Source organism: Actinomadura sp. 3N508 (assembly GCF_044326375.1).
Lineage (GTDB): Bacteria > Actinomycetota > Actinomycetes > Streptosporangiales > Streptosporangiaceae > Spirillospora.
The window spans coordinates 425,400-444,812 of record NZ_JBIRAX010000007.1 but is presented as its reverse complement, the minus strand read 5'-3'; the positions used below and the strand labels follow the sequence as shown (position 1 = coordinate 444,812).

Here is a 19,413-nt window from a genome sequence, read left to right as displayed (position 1 = left end):
CGGTAAGGCCCGGCCTTAAAGGGCTTAGAAAACGCAATGTTAATTGTTAATAAGACGCAAAGGCAAAGTGTTGACCAAGTCAGCGCGACCCGAATACCCTCTCGGATGATTCTCCAGACCGAGAGAATCGCCATTGACGTGTTGACGTCAAAGTCACCGCAAATCCGCTGGTAAAACCACCGGCGCGATGCGTGTGCGGCGAAGGCGTCGACCACGAACCCCCTGAGAGATCCGACCCATGAAGAACGCCACACGTACGGCGATCGCGGTGGGCGCTGCCCTGCTCCTCCCCATGCTGGCGACCGCCACCACCGCCTCCGCCTCCATCGATCCCCCCGCCTCCGACGCCGCTCCGGTGCCCAGCAAGGTCACCATCGGCGTCGAGACCATCAACGGCTCCGGCTGCCCCGCCGGCACCACGAAGGTCACCCCCTCGCACGGCAACACCGCCTTCACCGTCACCTACGAGAAGTACGTGGCCTGGGCGGGCGACAACGCGCCGTCGACGGATTTCCGGAAGAACTGTCAGCTCAGCGTGCAGGTCGACGCGCCGGAGGGCTACACCTACGCGGTCGTCGGGATCGAGTCCCGCGGCTATGCCCACCTCGAGGCCGGGGCCACCGCGATCCGCCGCACGAACTACTACTTCCAGGGCAACTCTGAGTCGCAGACCGTCACGCACACGCTCAAGGGCCCGTTCGACGACGACTGGAAGTTCGCCGACAAGACCGACTCCCAGGGCCGGGTCTACAAGCCCTGCGGCAAGGACCGCAACCTGAACATCAACACCGAACTGCGGGTGGACAAGGGCGACTCGACCAAGTCCAGTTTCATCGCAATGGAATCCGCGCGCGGGAACTCCGTCTACCACCTCGTGTGGAAACGCTGCGACTGATACCCGGCGGACCGAAAAGGCGAGCCTGATCGGATGGTCGCCATCTGATCACGCAACGTCGCCGAATTCGGACAGATCATGAACCGGAGGGGGAGGCGCCCGCGCCTCCCCCTCCGGCCGCCTTGACTCGCGCATGCGAACGCCCGGCCGAGGGGTACCCGGCCGGGCGTTGCCTTGCGTTATGTGAGTTTCTTCGGGCGGTAGGCCTTGTACTCGCTGCCGGAGTCAAGGCCGTAGTCGCGCTCCCGGTAGTCGGTGCCGTACCGGCCCCGCTGCTCGTACGCCCAGTAGGACGTGCGCTCCTTGTTCGACCACTTCTCGAAGATGACGACGTGGCGCGTGGTGTTGGTGCCCTGGGCGTCCATGACGAGGTCGCCCTTCTTCAGCTCGTCCATGGTGATGCGCTCGGTGTACTCGGACGAGGTGAGGCCCTGGGTGTTGGGGCCCGGCTTCTCCAGCCCCAGCGTCATCGAGACGAAGCCGGAGCAGTCGGCGCGGTACCCGTTGTGGCTGCGGAGCTGGCTGTAGCGCACCCGGTCGCCCGTGCCCGGGTTCCAGGTCTTGGCCCGCTCGATCACCTGGGACCGGGCGTCCAGCGTGGTGGACTTCTTGGCGTCGGCCTTCTTGCGGGACGCTTCCGGCGCGCCCTTCTGCTGGCCGGGGAGGACTCCGACGGCGGCGACCTGGTCGCCGGCGCGCGCGCCGGAGCCCGGGTCGGAGTCGGACCCGATCGACGCCTGCGCGGTGCCCGCGACCACGCCGAAGAAGGCGAGGCCGAACAGCGCGCCGGTGGCACGGGGTCCTAGGGGAAAGCGGTTCTTGGAGTGCTTGCCTGTCAAGGGGTCTCCTTGGCTTCCAGGACGCCTACCGGGTTAGCTGACGGGTTCGGACGTGGAAGTCGTCCTTCGACCTGGGGGCAGGCCGATTCACCCCAGTGCAAGATGTGGGTCCCCGGCTCCGCGCGACGGCGGACTCGGCGTTGCCGCTGCGATCCTGAGGGCATGACGGCCCATCCGCGGGACCCTTGTGTCCCGCGTGCGAAAGAGCGGCGCTGATGGTGCGGCGCCCCAGGAGGGGGCGCAGCTCTGCGAACCGGTCCTGGTTTCGCTCAGCGCCCGCACGTCGGCGTGCGCATGGCCGGGCTGAGGAACGGGGTCTCGGGGAGACCGCACGGCAGGACCGTCACGAGACGACGCGTGGGTCGCGCCGCCGCCACCCCCGTCCGGCGACGCCGTCCGGGGGACCGTGTCCGGACGGACACGGTGCGGCAAAACGCCTGGCGGGCGCCTTGATGAGCGACAAGCTACTCCGTACCCCAATAGAAGGCAAACCCGGACAAAATCAACAACACCCCAGCTCAGCCCCCACCTCAGCCACGGCTGCGGGTCGTGCGGCCGGAGGCGCCCCGCGCCGGAGGTCGCACGACCCGACGACGCGGGCGACCGGAGCGACGCCGCACACGCCCGTCACGGGCACGGCAGACCGCAGGGGCGGCATGAGGATCGCCTGCGTCGCGACGGGGGTTCTAGGGGGTCGCCCCCCTGGGCTAACAGGGCGGGGCTAGGGCGGTGATGCCGCGGGCTTGTGCCACTGCGTTTGCGGCCCATGCGCCTGACTGCGGGCCCGGAGGGAAGTGGGTCGTGTGGTGGAAGCCGGGGCCGGTGACGGAGACGGTCACGAAGCCCAGGTAGCGGCGCTCCTTCATCAGCAGGAAGAGCAGGCCCAGCAGGCAGAACCAGGCGAAGACGATCGCCAGGACGATGGCCACCACCGGGATTCCCTCGGTCACCTGGGTGGAGTCCTGGATGGTCCAGGTGGCGCCGTGCAGCGGGTAACTCCCGTACGGGAGGATGACGTGCGTGCCCGTCAGCGAGATATCGCCGATTTGCAGCAGGACGGGGTCGGCTCCGCCGTGTGGAATCGGATACATCCACTCACCTCTGTTCGAATGAGGTCCGTCGCCGTGAGTGATGGTCCCACGCTATTGCGGTCAGTAACAGGGGCTGCGCTTGATCACGTTTGAGTTGCGGAGCGATCAGCCGTCCTTGTCGGAATTGGGGTGCTTTCGTAGATTCTCGTGGGAACGGGGGCCCTGTTCCTCGCGGCGCCGTCATTCGTCACCGGCCGAGACCCGGTCCGGAACGGGTATGCGCCCCGATCTCCCCGAGGAGACGCCCATGACCGAGGTCAATCGCCGTGACCTGCTTGCCGGAGCCGCGGCCTTCGCCGGATTCGCCACCGTCGGGCTGCTGCCCGGCACCGCCGCCGCCGCGACCCGGCAGCGCCCCGGCGCGCTGCTGCCGCCCTCCCTCACCACCGGCGACAAGGCCGTGGTCGCCCGCATCGACGTCCGCCGGGCGCTGAAGCACCTGAAGGTGCTCAGCGACGGGATCGGCTGGCGCATCGCCGGGACCGAGTCCGAGCACCGCGCCGCCCGCTACATCGCCGGCGTGCTGCGCGACCTCGGCTACAAGGTCGAGCTGCAGCCCTTCCCCGTCGCGGACAAGAACCTGGCGGAGATCCGCGCCAGGGGCGAGCGGCTCTGGCAGTCCAGCGCCTCGCTGCAGGGCGCGACCGGCGAAGTCCGCGGAACCGTGCTGGACGTGGGCAAGGTCGTCGAGGTCCCGGACGACGCGGACGGCAGGCTGGTGGTGTTCGACCGCATCCCCGGCAAGGAGACCGACCAGGCCAAGGCCGCCGCGGCCGCGGGGGCCAAGGCGGCGCTCATCATCAACGCGCGCTCGGACACCTTCCCCGAGCGCAAGCCCGCCTCGTTCGCCCCCGCCCTCGCCGAGCCGGTCGCGATCCCGGTCCTCGGCCTCGCGGGGTACCACGGTGAGCGGATCCGCGCGGGTGCCGAGCGGCTCTCCATCGAGGTCACCAAGCACACCGGGATGACGTCGTACAACGTCCTGGCGGAGCGGAAGGCGACGCTGCCCAACCCCGACGGCAAGGCCGTCATCGTCAGCGCCCACTACGACAGCGTTCCCGGGTCGCCCGGCGCCAACGACGACGGCAGCGGGACGGTCCTGTGCCTGGAGCTGGCGCGCGTCCTGCGGCGGCTGCCCACCCAGCAGGCGATCCGCATCTACCTGTGGGGCGCGGAGGAGAACGGCCTGATCGGCTCCCGCTACTACGTGAAGGGGCTGGACGAGACCGGCGTCAAGCAGATCACCGGCTGCTTCCAGAACGACATGGTCGCCACCAGCCACCCGCCCGCGGAGACGTACTGGCTGCTGTCCGTGGACGGCAAGGACAACACCACCACCGCCGCGGTGAACGCCGCCGCGGAACGGCTCGGCTACGTCGACCAGACGCAGGGCCCCACCGCCCGCGGCTCCAGCGACCACGAGGCCTTCTTCGAGCGCGGCATCGCCGCGGGCAACTTCAGCTGGCGCGGCAACGAGGCGCCCAGCCAGCTGGAGCCGATCTACCACACGCCCGAGGACACGATCGCCCAGAACATCAGCCTGAAGCGGCTCAAGGTGTCGATGGAGATCATCGGCTGCGCCGCCTACGAGGTGGCGCGCCACAAGTAGCGGGGGAGAGGCGCCGCGTCTTCTGTCAGTAACCGTCCGCCATCGCCCGGCATCGTCCCGATCCGTGACGCATTGCCGGGCCTTGGCGCTGTAGGAGACGTCGGCGGTCCCCCGTAATGCACGGCCGCCGGCGGGGCCCCCGCGTCCTGGGTGTGATGCGGCCCGGCCCGGCCCCGCCCCCGTTTCCGTCCAGGTCACGCAGGGGCGGGGCCCCCACCGGGGCGGCCGAGGAACGCGATGAGCCGGTCGCCGGGGCCGGCGCCGGGCGGGACCTCCGCCGGTGCGGCGAACCGTGCGGGACGGTCGAGGTCGGCGACCACCAGCGGGCAGAGTTCGAGGATCCCCTCGGCCAGGCCGGGCGGGATCGGCCGGTCGTGCCCGCAGGAGCGGGCGATGTCCCAGCCGTGGACGGTGATCTCCAGGGCGCCGGTGCCGGTGAGGAAGCCGATGGGGAGCGGGCAGTCGTCGATCATGATCAGCCGGTCGCCGTCCGGGGCCGAGCAGGCGGCCAGCAGCCGCCGGGCGCGATCACGAACTCCGGCCACGAGATCATCGCCCGGGGCGGTCTGTTCGTTCAGCGCGACGTGGCCGGTGCCTAGTGCCTCGTGCAGTGCCGACAGGGAATCGTCCGCGTGTGCCAGGAGTGCCGCCAGGTCCCAGTCGCGGCATGGGGTGGGCGAGGCCATGGCCTCGGGTGTGACGAGGCTCAGGCTGCCCAGGGCGTAGGTGATGGCGCGCTCTAGGAGCTCGAATCCGTAGGCCGGTGTGGCGGCTTCGCTGTTCATCCGTCAGCGCGCGGACGCCATGGCCCGCGCCGGCAGGCTCGGCGGCAGGCCGAACGCCGGGAACAGGCCGGGGTCCTGGAACAGGGTGGCATGGCTGATCCCCGCGGCCGTCACGGTGAGGACCTGGATGAATGCCGCCCGGTGGCTGCCGTCGGGGCCGCGCAGGTAGGCGGCGAACGCGGGTTGCCCGTTCGCGGACGTCGGGTGCAGCTGCACCTCGCCCGCACGCAGCGGGCAGCACAGGGTCAGGTGGTCGCGGATGCCGGCGCGGCCCTGGAACCAGACGGGGAAGGGCGGCATCTCCCAGATCGCGTCCGCCGTGAACAGCTCGACGATGGCGTCGACGTCCTTGCCGGTGAACGCGTCGACGTACCGGTCGAGGAGCCGCCGCTGGTCCGCCGCCGACGGCTCGACGATCTCGTCCGCGGCGGGCGCCACCTTGCCGAGCTGGGTGCGGGCCCGCCGCAGCGCGCTGTGGACGGCGGTCGTCGTGGTGCCCAGGAGCTGCGCGACCTCGGCGGCGTGCCAGTTGAGCACGTCGCGCAGGATCAGCACGGCGCGCTGCCGGGGCGGCAGGTGCTGGAGGGCGGCGATGAACGCCAGCCGGACGCTCTCCCGCGCCACCACGGCCGCGGCCGGGTCGGCCATGTCGTCCGGGATCGGCTCCAGCCAGGGGACGTCGTGGCGCTCGGTGTGGTCGTCCAGCGGGTCGCCGGCCGGGGCGCCGAGGCCGCTCGGCAGCGGCCTGCGCTCGCGGTTCCGCAGCGCGGCCAGGCACACGCTGGTGGCGATCCGGTACAGCCAGGTGCGCATGGACGCGCGCCCCTCGAACCGGTCGTAGTACCGCCAGCCACGCAGGTAGGTCTCCTGGACGAGGTCTTCGGCGTCGTGCACGGAACCGAGCATGCGGTAGCAGTAGGCGGTCAGCTCCCGGCGAAACGGGCCGGCCTGGCTGAGGAAGTCCTCGGCGGCGGGGACGTCGGCATCGCGCGCACTCAAGATCATCGCCTCCTGGTGAGACCTGTCATCGGTACAGACACCCGCGGCACGGGAAAGTCATCGCCGCCGCGACGACTTTCCGGCCCGGACCGCATCAGTACTGGTGACCCGGGTCCGACCGTTGAGGGAGATCGACATGCCGGACACAATCTCGGCGGCGGCGGCGGACGGCACGGCTCGCGCCGGGCGGAAGGAATGGGCGGGCCTGCTGATCCTGGCCCTGCCGACGATGCTGCTCTCGCTGGACGGCAGCGTGCTGTACCTGGCGCTGCCGCACATCAGCGTGGACCTCGGCGCGAGCGCCACCGAGCAGCTGTGGATCACCGACGTCTACGGGTTCCTGCTGGCCGGGCTCCTGATCACGATGGGCACGCTGGGCGACCGCATCGGCCGCCGCAGGCTGCTGCTGAGCGGCGCGGCCCTGTTCGGGCTCGTCTCCGTGCCGGCCGCCATGGCCGACTCCCCAGAGGCCCTGGTCGCGGCGCGGGCGCTGCTCGGTGTCGCCGGGGCGACGCTGATGCCCTCGACCCTCGCCCTGATCGGCAACATGTTCACCGACCCCAAGGAGCGGGCCACGGCCATCGGCCTGTGGGCGGGCGCCCTGATGGCGGGCGGCGCGCTCGGCCCCGTCATAGGCGGCTTCCTGCTGGGCGCCTTCTGGTGGGGCTCGGTGTTCCTCATGGGCGTGCCGGTGATGGCGCTGCTGCTGATCCTCGGCCCGGTCCTGCTGCCCGAGTTCCGCGATCCCGACGCCGGACGACTGGAGCCGGTGAGCGTCGTTCTATCGCTGGCGGCGATCCTCGCGGCGATCTACGGGCTCAAGGAGCTCGCGCTGCATGGCATGGACCCGCCGGCCGTGGCCGCGATCGTGGCGGGGCTCGGCCTCGCGGTGGCGTTCGTCCTGCGGCAGCGCCGGGTGCCCGACCCGCTGCTGGACCTGCGCCTGTTCGGCCGCCGCGCCTTCGGCGCCACCCTGCTGATCATGCTGGCCGGCGCCACCGTGCTCAGCGGGACGTTCCTGCTGGTCAGCCAGTTCGTGCAGCTTGTCGGCGAGCGGCCCCCCGCGAAGGCCGGGCTGTGGCTGGTCCCGGTCGGCGTGTCGATCGCGCTGGGCGCCATGGTGTCGCCCGCGATCGCGCAGAAGGTGCGCCCTGGCGTGGTGATGGCGGGCGGCCTGAGCCTGTCGGTGGCCGGGTTCGTGGTGCTCGCCCAGGTCGGCGCGGGCAGCGGCCTGGCCGTGCTGGTGCTCGGCATCGTGATCGTCTACTTCGGTGCCGGGCCGTCGATGGCGCTGGGCACCGACCTCGTCGTCGGCTCCGTCCCGCCGGAGAAGACCGGTTCGGCCTCGTCGCTCTCGGAGACGTGCAACCAGCTCGGCGTCGCGCTGGGCATCGCGCTGCTGGGCAGCGTCGGCACCGGCGTCTACCGTGCTCGGGTGGACGTGCCGGGCGCGGACGCGGAGCGCGCGAAGGAGAGCCTCGCGGGCGCGTCGGACGTGGCCGCGCACCTGCCCGAAGGCGCGGCGGCCGCCCTCCTGGACGACGCCCGCGAGGCGTTCACCACCGGGCTGAACGTCGCCGCCGGGCTCGGCGCGCTGCTGTTCCTCGGCCTGGCGGCCCTGGCCGTGGTAGGCCTCAGGGATGTGCCCCCGACCGGCGGGCAAGAGCCGGAGGCGGAGGCCGGCACCGAGCCGGCCCCCTCCGGCGCCGCGACCTGATCACCGAATTCCGAGGAGACCGTCGTGATCATCATTTCCGGGTGGCTGTCGGTGGATCCGGCCGGCCGCGACGCCTATCTGGCCGGCTGCCGGAGGGTCGTCGAGGCGGCCCGGGCCACGCCGGGCTGCCTCGACTTCGCCCTGGCCGCCGACCTGGTCGAGCCGGACCGGATCACCGTGTACGAGCGCTGGGAGACCGACGAGGCCGTCGAGCGGTTCCGCGGCGGCGGCCCGGAGCCGGAGCAGGCCGCCCAGATCCGGGCCGCCGACGTGAAGCGCTACCGGATCTCCGCGGTCGAGCCCCCGTGAGGGACCTTGGCGGGCGCCGGTGTGCCGGGGCGCGCGAGGCGTCCCGGCCACCAGATGCGGTGCCCCGCGTCCAGCGCCAGGGCCGGGACCAGCAGCGACCGGACGATGAACGTGTCGAGCAGCACGCCGACCGCTACCAGCGCGCCGAGCCCGGCCATGAACGTGATCGGCAGGTTCATCAGCACCGAGAAGGTCGCGGCGAGCACCAGCCCGGCGCTGGTGATGACGCCGCCGGTGGTGGTGAGGCCGCGCAGCACGCCCGTCCGGTGGCCGGACGCGATCGCCTCCTGACGCACCCGGTGCATCAGGAAGATGTTGTAGTCGATGCCGAGCGCGACCAGGAAGATGAAGCCCAGCAGCGGGGTGGAGTTGTCCAGCGCGTCCACCCCGAGCGGGCCCTTCAGCAGCAGCCACGCGGCGCCGAGCGCCGCGAAGTACGACAGCACGATGGTGCCGAGCAGCAGCACGGGCGCGGTGACCGCGCGCAGCAGCAGGATGAGGATCGCCAGGACGACCAGCAGCACCAGCGGGATCACCAGCAGCCGGTCGCGGGACGCGCCCGCCGAGCCGTCGAGCGCCTCCGCGGTGGGCCCCCCGACCACGGCGTTCGCGCCATCGACGGCGTGGACGGCGGCGCGCAGGCGTTCCACGGTGCGTTCGGCGGCGGCGCTGTCGGCCGCGTCCCGCAACGTCACCGACACCTGGACGAGCGCGCCGTCCCGGGAACGTCCGCCCTCCTGGACGGCGGCCACCCCCGGCGTCGACCGGGCCGCCTCCAGCACCGGCGCGGCGGCGGGCGCGGCGGCGATGACGTCGGCCGGCGCGGACGACCCGGCCGGGTAGTGCGCGGCCACCAGCCGCTGCCCGGCGACCGACTCGGGCTCGGTGCGGAACATCTCCGCCTGCGACGGGCCGATCCGCAGTGTCCCGGCGATCAGGCCGAGGCCCGCGAGCCCGGCGGCGGTGGCGATCCAGTAGGTGCGCGGGCGCGCGGAGATCGACGCCGCCACGCCCGCCCAGACGCGTCCCCGCGGGGCGGGGCCGCCGGGCCGGGGGACGAACGGCCAGAAGATCCACCGCCCGAAGATCACCAGCAGCGCGGGCAGTAGCGTGATCATGGCGGCCAGGCCGCACAGCACGCCGACGGCGCCGACGCCGCCGAGCCCGCGGCTGGAGTTGATGTCCGCGACGAGCAGGCACAGCATCCCCGCGACGACCGTCGACGCGGACGCGACGATCGCGCCCCGCGACCGGCGCAGCGCCGCCGCCATCGCCTCGTGCCGGTCGGCGTGCTCGTGCAGCTCCTCCCGGTACCGGGCGATGAGCAGCAGCGCGTAGTCGGTGCCGACGCCGAACACCAGCACGGTCAGGATCCCGGCGCCCATGCCGTCCACCGGCATGCCGGCGTGCTTGCCCAGCAGGTAGATGAACGCGTTCGCGACCTGGCTCGCCAGCGCGACGCTGAGCAGCGGCAGGATCCAGATGATCGGGCTGCGGTAGGTGAGCAGCAGCAGGACGGTGACCACCGCGACGGTGGCGAGCATCAGCTTGGCGTCCAGGTCGTTGAAGACCTCGACCTCGTCGGCGGTCTGCCCGGCCGGCCCGGTCACCTTCACCTGGAGCCCGGCGGGGGCGCCGGCGTGCGTCAGGTCCCGGATGCTCTTGACCTTGTCGATGAAGCCGTCCTCGGTCAGCGGCATGGCGACGGTGGCCAGCAGCGCCCTGCCGTCGGACGACGGGCGCACGGCGGGCGCCTGCCGGTCGGCGGCGTAGGGGGCCAGGGCCCGGCTGTCGCGGTCGGCCTTGGCGCGGTCGGCGGGCGTGACGCCGCCGTCGCGGGTGTAGACGACCACGGCCGGGACGGGCTTCTGCGAGCTGAACCGCTTCTGCAGCTCGTGGTGCTCGGACGTCTCGGCGCCCCGGGCGAAGTTGAAGGTCTCGTTGTCCTCGACGTCGCCGACCTTCCCCGCGAGCGGGGCGGCGGCGAAGAGGATGCCGATCCACGCCAGCACGACGAGCCATTTGGCGCGCCGCCCGGCGGGCAGTGCGGCGATGCGGCCGAGCCGGCCGCGCAGGCCGCGGCCGCGGCCGGGGTCGCGGTCGCGGTCGCGGTCGCGCAGCGCGCTTCGCGTTGCGTCGGGAAGCATGAAATGCTGTCCTTCCTGGGAGTACGTACCGTGACGCACGCGGCGGACACGGCCCGTCCGGGCCCGGCGGCGTGGATGTGCCGTCCAACGCCGGGCCGCGACAAGGCCGGATGCCGAGTGCGGGTGTGCTTCCGGATCGGGCCGTCGGGTGGCCGCCCGACGGCCCGCCCTCTCAAAGGGGTGCCGCCCTCTCGAAGGGGCGCCGCCCGCTCAGGGGGCGGCTGCGGGGCCGCTCACTCGATCTCCCGCATCACCCTTTCGATGGACGTCATCCGCTTCTGCAGATCGGCGAGGCTCTCGCTGATCCGCAGCAGGTCCTCGCGGGTCTCCATCTCGGTGGTGATCGACCGCTCGGCGAGCTTGCGGTACGCCTCCTCGCGGGCGAGCTGCACCTTCGCGCGCCAGGTGGCGAAAATCTGCCAGATCAGTACGATCGCGACCGCGCCGACCACGATGAACAGCACGGCCCCGATGAGGATGCCCGCGACGTCGTCCTCCATCAGTCGCTCCCTTTGCCGTCGTCGCCGCCCACGCTCTTGACGGTGAGCGTCCGTACCGCCTCGCCGATCCGGTCCGGATCGAGCCGCAGCACGAACGGCACCACCTCGAAATACCGCATTGCCTTCCCGTCCTCCGAGACCTCCAGGGAGCTGCGCACGAGCCCGGCGGCCTCAAGCCGGCTCAGGTGCACGCGCAGCAGCGGACGGCTGATCCCGACCTGGCGGGCCAGCTCGCTCACATACCTGCGGCCCTCGCCGAGTGCCGCGAGGACCCGCAGCCGGTGCGGGCTGGCCAGCGCCGACAGCGCCAGCAGCAGCTCGTCTCCCGTGCCGCCGGCCAGGTCGGTGTCAACTGTTTCATCCATGTGTAAACAAAAACTATCACGTGAAACAAAAAAACGGGCCCTCCCCCAGTGGAGGTCTGGGGGAGGGCCCGAGGGAGACAGTGCACCCAGAAGCCGGTTTCCGGGGCGCTGATCACGGGTGCCTGGCGGCTCCCATCATCAAATCTGCTCCCACAGTGCCGGCACATTGGCCGGAGTCCAACCGGGCTGCGCCTGGTGGGCCTGGATGCAGCGGTACTGCGCTCCGTTGAAGGTGACCGTGCTGCCGACCTGGTAGACGGTCCCAACGGCCCAGGTGCCCGTGGGCGGGTCCGGGTCGCCCGGGTCGGGGTCGCCGGGGCCGGGGCCGCCGGTGCCGGTGTGGAGCGTCAGGCCGTACACCTGGAGGATCTCGTTGATCGGCTGGTAGAACGTCGTCCCGCCGCTGGAGCAGTTGCCCGAGCCGCCGGACGTGACGCCCTGCGCCTGGGAACCGGAGATGTACGAACCGCCGGAGTCACCGGGCTCGGCGCACACGGTCGTCCGGGTCACCCCGGAGATGGTGCCCTCGGGGTAGGTGACGCTGGTGTTGTGCTGCGAGACCGTTCCGCAGTGCCAGCCGGTCGTGGAGCCGGAGCGGCACACGGGCTGGCCGACCTGGGTGACCGTCGAACCGGCGACGGACGGGTCGGCGACCCTGCCGTAGCCGTTCACCTTGTTGGTCACGGTCCACTGGCTGTTAGCCGACACCCAGGCGTAGTCGTTGCCCGGGAAGCTGGAACCCTGGAAGCTGCCCAGCGCGACACGGTTGTGCCCCTGGACGGCGGTCCCGGCCCGGCCGCAGTGCCCTGCGGTGGCGAAGCCGTGCGTCGTGCCACGCATGATCGGGAAGCCGACCGAGCAGCGTCCGCCCATGTAGTAGGCGTCGCCGCCGCGGATGTCGTAGAACGTGCGCGGCTTCACGTTCGAGCGCTGGATGGTGACCATGCCCTGGTTCACCCCGACCGCCTTGACGAGAGCGCGTGCCTTGGCGGGAGCGGAGCTCTGGAGCACGACCCGGTTGCTCTGGACGTCCACGAACCACACCGGGGTGTGGGCCGGGCCGTTGTACTGCATGGCACGATCCAGCTGGGCCTTCGCGGCGTCGAGCTCGGCAAGGCTGTACTTGACGATCTCGGCCTGCGCGCCGTGGGCTGCGATCTCGGCCGCCTTGGCGGGGTTGGTGGTGGCGACATGGAGCGTGCCGCCGGTCTTGCCGGTGACGTAGCTGCCGGAGTAGCTCCCGGCCAGCCGCACCTGGAGCTTCCCGGCCTTGGCGCCGGTGACGTCCTGGTTGGCGATCGCCTGCTTCGCCTCGGCCGCGCTGAGGCCGAGGTCGCGCTGCATCGCCTGCAGCATGCCGGCGGGCACGCTCGCGGCGAACGGCTTGGCGTAGGAGCCGGGGGGTAGCTGGTAGGAGCCGGGCGGCTGGGCCGTCGCGGTGCCCTGGATGCCGGCGAGGCCCAGCGCGCCGACGGCGATTACGGCGACCCGAAGGCCGCGTCTGTGAGACATGGTCTCTCCTTGTGTGGGGGTGCGGCAAAGGTAGATTGACCTTGCGCAGGTGAGAAAGCCTCTCCAGGTTGGCGTTCTGGCGAGTTGTCGCCGATGACGATCTCCGCCACCAATGCCACTTCCACGTCTTGCCGGGCCCGGCTTTACGACGGAAAATCAAAGAACTCCATTTGAGTGCCGCGGAACACGCGCGGACGTGGAAGATGTGCGGTCGCCGCAGCCGCCCAGGCAATAATTTGCGGGTTTCGGACGCGATTTAGGCCCTGCTTCGACGGGGTCGGATTACGCGTGCCGCGTTTGGTGGGCTCAGAGGGTTGGCTGCTCCACGCCTTTGCTCCATAATCCGTTCATGTCTCCCGCGTCCGCCGCTACGGACGAGAATCCATTCGCGGCTCTTGGTATCACCGCTCTGCAGCAGTCCATTTACAGTGCGTTGCTGCACCACCCCGGCAGCACATTCGGCGAACTGGCGGAGCTGTCGGAGGAGCCCAGGCCGCGGCTGGCCGGGCTGCTCAAGGAACTCGAAGCGCTCGGCATGATCGGCATCGACGCGTCCACCGACCCGAAGTACTTCCCCTACCCGCCCGACGCCGTCGTCGAGACGCTGATCCGCCAGCGGGAGACGGAGTTCATCCGCGCGCGCATCGAGGCCAAGCGGCTCAGCGGCGACCTGCTCGCCGCCGAGCAGCGCACCAACCCGCAGAAGCTCGTCGAGATCATCGACGGGATGGAGGCGGTGGTGCAGCGCCTCGAGCAGATCCAGCGCGGCGCGGTCAAGCACGTCAAGGCCATCGACAAGCCGCCCTATGCCGTCGACCCGACCGCCCCGAACGAGGTCGAGCGCGAGCAGATCGGCCACGGCGTGGAGTACCGCGTCATCTTCACTCCCGACGCGCTCGCCATTCCCGAGAAGCTGGAAATGGCCCGGCAGGACGCCGTCCTCGGGGAACGCTCCCGCGTGCTGGAGAGCGCGCCGACGAAGCTCATCATCGTGGACGACGAGATGGCGCTGATGCCGCTTCGGGGCGACGACCCCGGGATCAGCGCCGTGATCCGCCCCTCGACGCTGCTCGACATCCTCATCAACGTGTTCAACACCTGCTGGGAACAGGCCACACCGCTGCAGGGCGACAACGAGACGGGGGACGTCTGGCCGCGGCTGTCCGAGGCCGACCGGCATCTGCTCACGCTGCTCGCCGCGGGGCTCAAGGACGAGGCGGTGGCCCGCAACACCGGAATGGGCGCGCGGACGGTGAGCAGGCATGTCGCCCGCCTGCTCCGCACCCTCAACGCCCGCACCAGATTCCAGGCGGGCGTCCACGCCGCGCGCCGCGATCTGGTCTGACGGCGAGCCCCGGCCGGCGGCGGACGCCCGGCCCCGGCGTCAGAGGCGCACCTCGCGGCGGGAGGTGACGTTGAGCTTGCGCAGGATGTTGGCGACGTGCTCCTCGACCGTCCGGCGCGACAGGAACAGCGCCTGCGCGATCTCGCGGTTGGTGCGCCCGCCGGCCAGCAGCCGGGCCACGTCCCGCTCGCGGGGCGACAGCTCGTTGCCGTAGCCGCGGCGGCCCCGGCGGGACGGGGTGGCGGCGCCGGTGCCGCGGACGAGGTGCCGGCAGCGCGCCGCGTCGATGGGGGCGCCGAGCCGCTCGTAGGAGTGCCAGCTCGCCGAGCACGCCGGCGTCGGCGGGTTCGCCGCGGGCGGTCTGCTCGGTGAGCCGGGCCGTCCGGTAGGGCAGGCCGAGGCGCTCGTAGTGGCGGATCGCGGACGCGAGAGGCGCGCGGCCGCGGGGTCCCCGGCGGCGCGGGCGAGCTGGGCGCGGCAGGCTTCCAGCGCCGCGGCGGCGAGCGGGGCGTGCAGCCCGGTGAGCCCGGCGCGCAGGTCCGCCACGAACGCGCGCGCGTCGTCGTCGCGCCCGCCCGCCAGGAACGCCTCGACGGCCTGCGGCGCCAGATCGCCCGCCCACACCCACAGGCCCTTGCGGCGCAGCAGCGCGGCCCCGCGGTCGGCGTGCGCGCAGGCGGCGGCGACGTCGCCCCGGTCCAGCAGCATCGTGACCATTCCGCCGGTCGCCGCGTTCGCGACGGGGATGATGGCGGAGTCGGGCTGGGACATGCGGGTGGCCTGGTAGCAGGCTTCGGCCCGGTCCCAGTCGCCGCGGACCGTGGCCAGCCAGCCGAGGACGAGCTGCAGCTCGCTGGCGACGGGCAGCAGGTAGGTGTACGTCTGCGCCATCCGCTCGGCGCGCTCCTCCAGCCCGTCCCACGCGCCCGCGAGCCAGTCCAGCCGGATCTGGGTGGTCTTGGCGGTGCCGGTCACGTACGGGGCGCCGGCCTGGGTCGCGAGGGTGAGCCCGATGTGCAGGTGCTCCCACGCGCGCGGGTAGTCCCCGATCCACGAGCACGAGTCGGCGAGGTTGCAGTGCGACCGCGCCAGCTCCCGCGTCTGCTCGCTGTCGCCGGGCTCCGACGGCGCGGGCAGCAGCGCGATGCGGTCCCGGGCCCGCGGGTCGCCGGCGATGAGCCGGGCGCCGATGGTGTTGGCGAGCAGCGACGTGCGGAGCGCGCCCTGCGGGAGCTCGCCGAGGGCGTCGTCGACCTCGTCCAGCCAAGCGCGGCTCTCGGCGATCGGTGTCGTGCCGAGGTAGGGCAGGGCGAGGACGGCCATCCCGCGCAGCCTCCGCGCGGGATGGCCGCGCAGCGAGCCGATGGCCAGCTCGATGTGCGCGCGGCCCCGGTCCATCTCGCCCGTCCTGCGGACGAGCAGCAGGCCGAGCCACAGCCGGGCCTCGCCGCGGACCATGCCGGTCAGCCGGGGGTCCGACAGCAGCCGCTCGATCTGGGTGATCACCTCGTCGTGGTGCAGGCCGGTGAGTGCGTGCTGGCACAGCTTGGTGGCCAGCCGGTTCACGTCCGCGGCCGGGACGGACGGATCGGCGACCGTGGCGCAGAGCAGGTCGATCGCCGTCGATGCGTCGCCTGCCGCCACGGACGCGTCGGCGGCGTCCTCGCTGTGCCGGAGCCAGTCGGCGAGCAGCCCGGCGTGCTTGGCGTGCGCGGCGAGCCGCACCAGCGGCGGCGGGTCGCGCCGGGCCAGCGCCCGCAGCGCGCGGCGGTGCAGGTCCTGGCGGTGCGGGCCGGGCAGCGCGTCGTACACGGCGCGCTGGGCCAGGGCGTGCCGGTAGCCGTACTCGTTCTCGGCGGTCTCGACCAGCACCGCGCCGTCGAGCAGCCGGATGACCTGCTCGTGGTCCCCGACCCCCGCCACCTCGCTCAGCAGCGCCGCCGTCGCCGGGACGCCGAGGACGGCCGCCGCCTCCGCGAGCGACCGGGCGGCGGCGGGCAGCGCGTGCATGCGCTCGGCCATGGCCTCCCGCAGCAGCGCGGGCACCTCGGCGTTGTCGAGCAGGCGCCGGGCCGCGGCGCCGTCGAACCGGACGCCGCCGTCGAGGTCGCGCAGCGAGTACGTCATCTCCTCGACGACGAACGGGATGCCCGCGGTGCGCTGCCGCATGATCTCGGCGAACCCGGCGGGCACCGTCCGCCCGCCGAGGATCGCTTCGACCAGCCCGCGGACGGCCTCGGTGTCGAGCGGGCCGAGGACGAGGTGCGCGGCGGTGGTGCCGGGCGGCGCCCGGAACGCCCGGCCGAGCGGCGCGTCCGCCGGAAGGTCCTCGCGGCGGAAGGTCACCACGAGCGACAGGCCGGGCGGGGGGTTCGACATCACGAACCTGAGCAGCTGGCGGGTGCCGTCGTCGGCCCAGTGGACGTCCTCGATCACCAGCACCGCGCGGCCGAGCGCGGCCAGCAGGTCGCGGACCGCGCGGAACAGCCGGTGCCGCTCCGCGGCGGGGTCGCCGAGCGGGTCCGGCGGGGGCGGCAGCCGGCCGGCCAGCTCGGGCAGGTAGGGGCGCAGCGCGCCGGTCACCGCGCTCGGCTCGGTGATCCGGTCGCCGCAGGCGCGCAGGCACTCGAAGATGACGCCGTACGGGAACGGGTCGCGCAGCGGCTGGCAGTACCCGACCGCGATCCACGCGTCCCCGCCCCCGCCGCCTTCCGCGCGGAGGCCGCTCACGAGCTCGGCGACCAGCCGGGTCTTGCCGACGCCCGCCTCGCCCTCGACGAACGCGACGGACGGGAAACCGGCGATCGCGGTCGCGAGGGTGTGCAACTCCGCTTCACGCCCGATCAAGACGGGTGAGCCGGTGCGGACGGAGACGGTGGACCGCGCGGACCGTCCGCGCCCGTTCAGGCGACCATCGTTGTCGGCCATCCTTTCGCTCCCCGCCGGAAATGCCACGCGCGAGGTGACTGCGCCCCGAGCACCAGCGTGGAATTCCAGAGGACAAGCGTCACTGTGCGTTTCCGGAACCCCGTGAATCGTGATTCTTAATCCCGTATCCCTACCGGGTGTTGCCACGGTTGTTCAGCGCGGATCGGCGGCGGAGTGTAGCCGCCGAGTGGCCGCCTGCTCCCCTACCCCCACCTGAAAGGCCACTCGTCCGGGCGGCCGGAAAACCGTCCGGATCAGGACGAAGGAGTGGTCATGCCAGCCACCTGGCGAATTCCGGCGCGAACTGATGGGAGAACCATGCGCGGCGGACCGCTGACCGCGGTCCTCATGGCTTTCGCGTGCGCCGCCGCGCTGCCGGGCGGCACCGCCGCCGCGGACGAGCCGGAGGGCACGGTGATGCGGGCGGATCGTCCCGTCGCCGGCCAGTACATCGTGGTCCTCCGCGACGCCGCCCCATCGGCCGCCCAAGGACAGGCCGCCGCGCTGACCAGGCGCTATGGCGGCCTCGTCCGCGACACCTACACCGTCACGCTCAACGGGTTCGCGGTACGGAACATGTCCGCGAAGCAGGCGCGGCGGCTGGCGGCCGACCCGGCCGTCAAGGCCGTGTACGAGGACGGCACCGCGCGGGCGGCGGGCGAGCAGCCGAACCCGCCGTCCTGGGGCCTCGACCAGATCGACCAGAAGACGACCGGCCTGGACAAGAAGTACACCTATCCGAACACCGCCGACGGCGTCACCGCCTACGTGATCGATTCCGGGGTCAACAAGGACCACCCCGAGTTCGAGGGGCGGGCGTTCCACGGCTACGACTTCGTGGACGACGACGCCGACGCGTCCGACTGCTTCTGGCACGGCACGCACGTCGCCGGGACGATCGCCGGCAAGACCGTCGGCGTCGCGAAGAAGGCGAAGGTCGTGGCGGTCCGCTCGCTCGGCTGCGGCGGCAGCGCCCCGGACTCGGCGCCCGCGCAGCACCGTCTGCTCCGGTGACAGCGGCGGCCCCTTCACCGTGGACGGCGTCGTCGTCGGCGTCGTGTCGTGGGGCGCGGGCACCTGCGACCGCTACGGCATCATGGCCCGGCTGACCAACGAGATGGGCGGCTGGGCCAGGAAGACCATCGGCACCGAACCCGGCGACGGGACGTTCGGCGTCGGCGTCAGCCCGGCGTCCGGCAAGGTCGAGCCCGGCAAGTACGTCTCCACGGCGGCACCGCCAAGCTGACCGTCCAGACGACGGCGGACACCCCCGAGGGCACCTACAAGATCAGCATCACCGCCACGGACGGCGCGTCGAGGACCGGCGGTGGCGTCTACACGCTCACCGTCCAGTGGCCTCGGATCGGTGAGCCGCCGGGCCCGGTGCCAGCCCACACCGGGCCCGGCCGCATGTCACCCGTCAGGCCGCCGTGGTGGCCGGGGTGTAATGGGACGCGTCGTCGCCCTCCACGATGTAGCTGCGCCGCCCGTCGACACCGACCGGGACGTCGCCCGCGACGGTGACGCGGTGCAGCAGGCGCGGCAGGTCGCCGTAGTCGTCCGGGGCGTAGTGCTGCGTGATCCGGTTGTCGAACACGATCAGGTCGCCTGGGGACCATACCCATCTCAGGATGTTTTCCGGCCGGGTGACGTAGGACTGCAGCATGTCGAGGATGGCGCGTCCCTCTCGCTGTGACGTCAGCCCGACGATGCTCTGCGCGAACCCCCCGATGAACAGGTTCCGCTCGTCCGACTCAGGGTGGAGCCGTACCACCGGATGCGCGGTCTTCCAGGTGCGCGACAGGAACACCTTGCGCTGCTCGGCCGCCTTCGCGGGATCGACGCCGCTTCTGCCGGGCTTGACGTAGTCGTGGTCGTTGGTGTGGACGGCCCAGAGCCGGTCGGCGAGTTCGCGCAGCTCGTCGGGCAGATCGCGGTAGGCGGCGGCGGTGTTGGCGATGAGCGTGTCGCCGCCGTAGGGCGGGACGACCAGGCCGCGCAGCGTGCTGATCTTGGGCGGGGTGCGGACGAAGGTGACGTCGGTGTGCCAGTGGTTGGCCCGCGCCAGCTCGCTGTCGACGGGCAGGACCTCGGGCCGCCCGGTCACGGCGGGGACCGTGGGGTGCGCGCCGGTGAGCGCGCCGAACCGCGCGGCGAAGGCGACCTGGTCGTCGTCGGTGAGGTCCTGGCCGCGGAAGCCCAGCACCTTGTGCTCCAGCAGCGCGGCGTGGATCTCGCCGAAGATCGTGTCGGACAGGTCGCGCACGTCGACACCGGTGACCTCGGCGCCGATGCGCCCGCCGATCCTGCGGACATCGAAGTCGGACATGCATCCACCTCTTCTCGTGAAGGGACGTGCGTGGGAGGGAGGA

Annotated in this window: 17 protein-coding genes and 1 riboswitch; of the genes, 7 read left to right on the top strand and 10 right to left on the bottom strand. The window is 72.0% G+C overall.

What is annotated here, in order from left to right:
- Positions 1–238: 238 nt before the first annotated feature.
- Complete coding sequence (locus ACH34S_RS26410; protein WP_395955486.1) at positions 239–895, top strand: DUF4360 domain-containing protein; 657 nt, start codon at positions 239–241, stop codon at positions 893–895.
- A 179-nt stretch (positions 896–1,074) separates the two neighbouring features.
- Here ACH34S_RS26410 and ACH34S_RS26405 read toward each other — a convergent pair whose 3' ends face one another.
- Positions 1,075–1,734: an NlpC/P60 family protein gene (locus ACH34S_RS26405; RefSeq protein ID WP_395955485.1), complete on the bottom strand. Its 660-nt coding sequence runs from the start codon at positions 1,732–1,734 to the stop codon at positions 1,075–1,077.
- 7 nt (positions 1,735–1,741) lie between these two features.
- A riboswitch (cyclic di-AMP (ydaO/yuaA leader) is annotated at positions 1,742–1,884 on the bottom strand.
- A 557-nt stretch (positions 1,885–2,441) separates the two neighbouring features.
- Positions 2,442–2,825 carry a hypothetical protein gene (locus ACH34S_RS26400; RefSeq protein ID WP_395955484.1) on the bottom strand — a complete coding sequence of 128 codons (384 nt, stop codon included), beginning with the start codon at positions 2,823–2,825 and terminating at the stop codon, positions 2,442–2,444.
- A 247-nt stretch (positions 2,826–3,072) separates the two neighbouring features.
- On the opposite strand from ACH34S_RS26400, the gene ACH34S_RS26395 reads away from it, so the two are divergent.
- Positions 3,073–4,434: a M20/M25/M40 family metallo-hydrolase gene (locus ACH34S_RS26395; protein WP_395955483.1), complete on the top strand. Its 1,362-nt coding sequence runs from the start codon at positions 3,073–3,075 to the stop codon at positions 4,432–4,434.
- 194 nt (positions 4,435–4,628) lie between these two features.
- On the opposite strand, the gene ACH34S_RS26390 is transcribed toward ACH34S_RS26395, so the two are convergent.
- Positions 4,629–5,219, bottom strand: a complete 591-nt coding sequence (locus ACH34S_RS26390; protein ID WP_395955482.1) for a TIGR03086 family metal-binding protein — start codon at positions 5,217–5,219, stop codon at positions 4,629–4,631.
- Between the two features lie 3 nt (positions 5,220–5,222).
- Complete coding sequence (locus tag ACH34S_RS26385) at positions 5,223–6,218, bottom strand: sigma-70 family RNA polymerase sigma factor (RefSeq protein ID WP_395955481.1); 996 nt, start codon at positions 6,216–6,218, stop codon at positions 5,223–5,225.
- Positions 6,219–6,354: 136 nt separating this feature from the next.
- Between ACH34S_RS26385 and ACH34S_RS26380 the strand changes: the two genes are divergently transcribed.
- Together ACH34S_RS26380 and ACH34S_RS26375 are read left to right on the top strand one after the other, a co-directional pair.
- A complete protein-coding gene (locus ACH34S_RS26380; RefSeq protein ID WP_395955480.1) occupies positions 6,355–7,935 on the top strand; it encodes an MFS transporter in 1,581 nt (526 codons plus the stop codon).
- Between the two features lie 24 nt (positions 7,936–7,959).
- Complete coding sequence (locus tag ACH34S_RS26375; RefSeq protein ID WP_395955479.1) at positions 7,960–8,244, top strand: putative quinol monooxygenase; 285 nt, start codon at positions 7,960–7,962, stop codon at positions 8,242–8,244.
- Here ACH34S_RS26375 and ACH34S_RS26370 read toward each other — a convergent pair.
- The 4 genes from ACH34S_RS26370 to ACH34S_RS26355 all read right to left on the bottom strand — a co-directional run bounded on the left by ACH34S_RS26370 (position 8,214) and on the right by ACH34S_RS26355 (position 12,768).
- Positions 8,214–10,391 (bottom strand): MMPL family transporter, encoded by a 2,178-nt coding sequence (locus ACH34S_RS26370; RefSeq protein WP_395955478.1) that lies wholly within the window; start codon positions 10,389–10,391, stop codon positions 8,214–8,216. The genes ACH34S_RS26375 and ACH34S_RS26370 overlap by 31 nt on opposite strands.
- Before the next feature lie 233 nt (positions 10,392–10,624).
- Positions 10,625–10,891, bottom strand: a complete 267-nt coding sequence (locus tag ACH34S_RS26365) for a hypothetical protein (RefSeq protein WP_395955477.1) — start codon at positions 10,889–10,891, stop codon at positions 10,625–10,627.
- Complete coding sequence (locus ACH34S_RS26360) at positions 10,891–11,256, bottom strand: ArsR/SmtB family transcription factor (protein WP_395955476.1); 366 nt, start codon at positions 11,254–11,256, stop codon at positions 10,891–10,893. Before ACH34S_RS26360 ends, ACH34S_RS26365 begins: the two co-directional genes overlap by 1 nt.
- Before the next feature lie 138 nt (positions 11,257–11,394).
- Positions 11,395–12,768 (bottom strand): carbohydrate-binding protein, encoded by a 1,374-nt coding sequence (locus ACH34S_RS26355; protein ID WP_395955475.1) that lies wholly within the window; start codon positions 12,766–12,768, stop codon positions 11,395–11,397.
- Between the two features lie 349 nt (positions 12,769–13,117).
- Here ACH34S_RS26355 and ACH34S_RS26350 point away from each other — a divergent pair, with 349 nt between their 5' ends.
- Entirely contained in the window at positions 13,118–14,113 is a 996-nt protein-coding gene (locus ACH34S_RS26350; RefSeq protein ID WP_395955474.1) for a helix-turn-helix domain-containing protein, read from the top strand.
- Between the two features lie 39 nt (positions 14,114–14,152).
- Here ACH34S_RS26350 and ACH34S_RS26345 read toward each other — a convergent pair whose 3' ends face one another.
- Positions 14,153–17,041 carry an ATP-binding protein gene (locus ACH34S_RS26345; protein WP_395955473.1) on the bottom strand — a complete coding sequence of 963 codons (2,889 nt, stop codon included), beginning with the start codon at positions 17,039–17,041 and terminating at the stop codon, positions 14,153–14,155.
- Positions 17,042–17,359: 318 nt separating this feature from the next.
- On the opposite strand from ACH34S_RS26345, the gene ACH34S_RS26340 reads away from it, so the two are divergent.
- Both ACH34S_RS26340 and ACH34S_RS26335 read left to right on the top strand, forming a co-directional pair.
- Positions 17,360–18,055 carry a S8 family serine peptidase gene (locus ACH34S_RS26340; protein WP_395955472.1) on the top strand — a complete coding sequence of 232 codons (696 nt, stop codon included), beginning with the start codon at positions 17,360–17,362 and terminating at the stop codon, positions 18,053–18,055.
- A 19-nt stretch (positions 18,056–18,074) separates the two neighbouring features.
- A complete protein-coding gene (locus tag ACH34S_RS26335) occupies positions 18,075–18,287 on the top strand; it encodes a hypothetical protein (protein WP_395955471.1) in 213 nt (70 codons plus the stop codon).
- 174 nt (positions 18,288–18,461) lie between these two features.
- Here ACH34S_RS26335 and ACH34S_RS26330 read toward each other — a convergent pair whose 3' ends face one another.
- Positions 18,462–19,370, bottom strand: a complete 909-nt coding sequence (locus ACH34S_RS26330) for a TauD/TfdA dioxygenase family protein (protein ID WP_395955470.1) — start codon at positions 19,368–19,370, stop codon at positions 18,462–18,464.
- Positions 19,371–19,413: the final 43 nt, after the last annotated feature.

What these genes read in the sequence shown, in the direction of transcription:
- ACH34S_RS26410 (WP_395955486.1), top strand. Translation starts at nt 239, where the DNA reads ATGAAGAACGCCACACGTACGGCGATCGCGGTGGGCGCTGCCCTGCTC.
- ACH34S_RS26355 (WP_395955475.1), bottom strand. Translation starts at nt 12,768, where the DNA reads ATGTCTCACAGACGCGGCCTTCGGGTCGCCGTAATCGCCGTCGGCGCG.
- ACH34S_RS26365 (WP_395955477.1), bottom strand. Translation starts at nt 10,891, where the DNA reads ATGGAGGACGACGTCGCGGGCATCCTCATCGGGGCCGTGCTGTTCATC.
- ACH34S_RS26340 (WP_395955472.1), top strand. Translation starts at nt 17,360, where the DNA reads ATGCGCGGCGGACCGCTGACCGCGGTCCTCATGGCTTTCGCGTGCGCC.
- ACH34S_RS26370 (WP_395955478.1), bottom strand. Translation starts at nt 10,391, where the DNA reads ATGCTTCCCGACGCAACGCGAAGCGCGCTGCGCGACCGCGACCGCGAC.
- ACH34S_RS26360 (WP_395955476.1), bottom strand. Translation starts at nt 11,256, where the DNA reads ATGGATGAAACAGTTGACACCGACCTGGCCGGCGGCACGGGAGACGAG.
- ACH34S_RS26395 (WP_395955483.1), top strand. Translation starts at nt 3,073, where the DNA reads ATGACCGAGGTCAATCGCCGTGACCTGCTTGCCGGAGCCGCGGCCTTC.
- ACH34S_RS26345 (WP_395955473.1), bottom strand. Translation starts at nt 17,041, where the DNA reads ATGGCCGACAACGATGGTCGCCTGAACGGGCGCGGACGGTCCGCGCGG.
- ACH34S_RS26400 (WP_395955484.1), bottom strand. Translation starts at nt 2,825, where the DNA reads ATGTATCCGATTCCACACGGCGGAGCCGACCCCGTCCTGCTGCAAATC.
- ACH34S_RS26330 (WP_395955470.1), bottom strand. Translation starts at nt 19,370, where the DNA reads ATGTCCGACTTCGATGTCCGCAGGATCGGCGGGCGCATCGGCGCCGAG.
- ACH34S_RS26350 (WP_395955474.1), top strand. Translation starts at nt 13,118, where the DNA reads ATGTCTCCCGCGTCCGCCGCTACGGACGAGAATCCATTCGCGGCTCTT.
- ACH34S_RS26380 (WP_395955480.1), top strand. Translation starts at nt 6,355, where the DNA reads ATGCCGGACACAATCTCGGCGGCGGCGGCGGACGGCACGGCTCGCGCC.
- ACH34S_RS26390 (WP_395955482.1), bottom strand. Translation starts at nt 5,219, where the DNA reads ATGAACAGCGAAGCCGCCACACCGGCCTACGGATTCGAGCTCCTAGAG.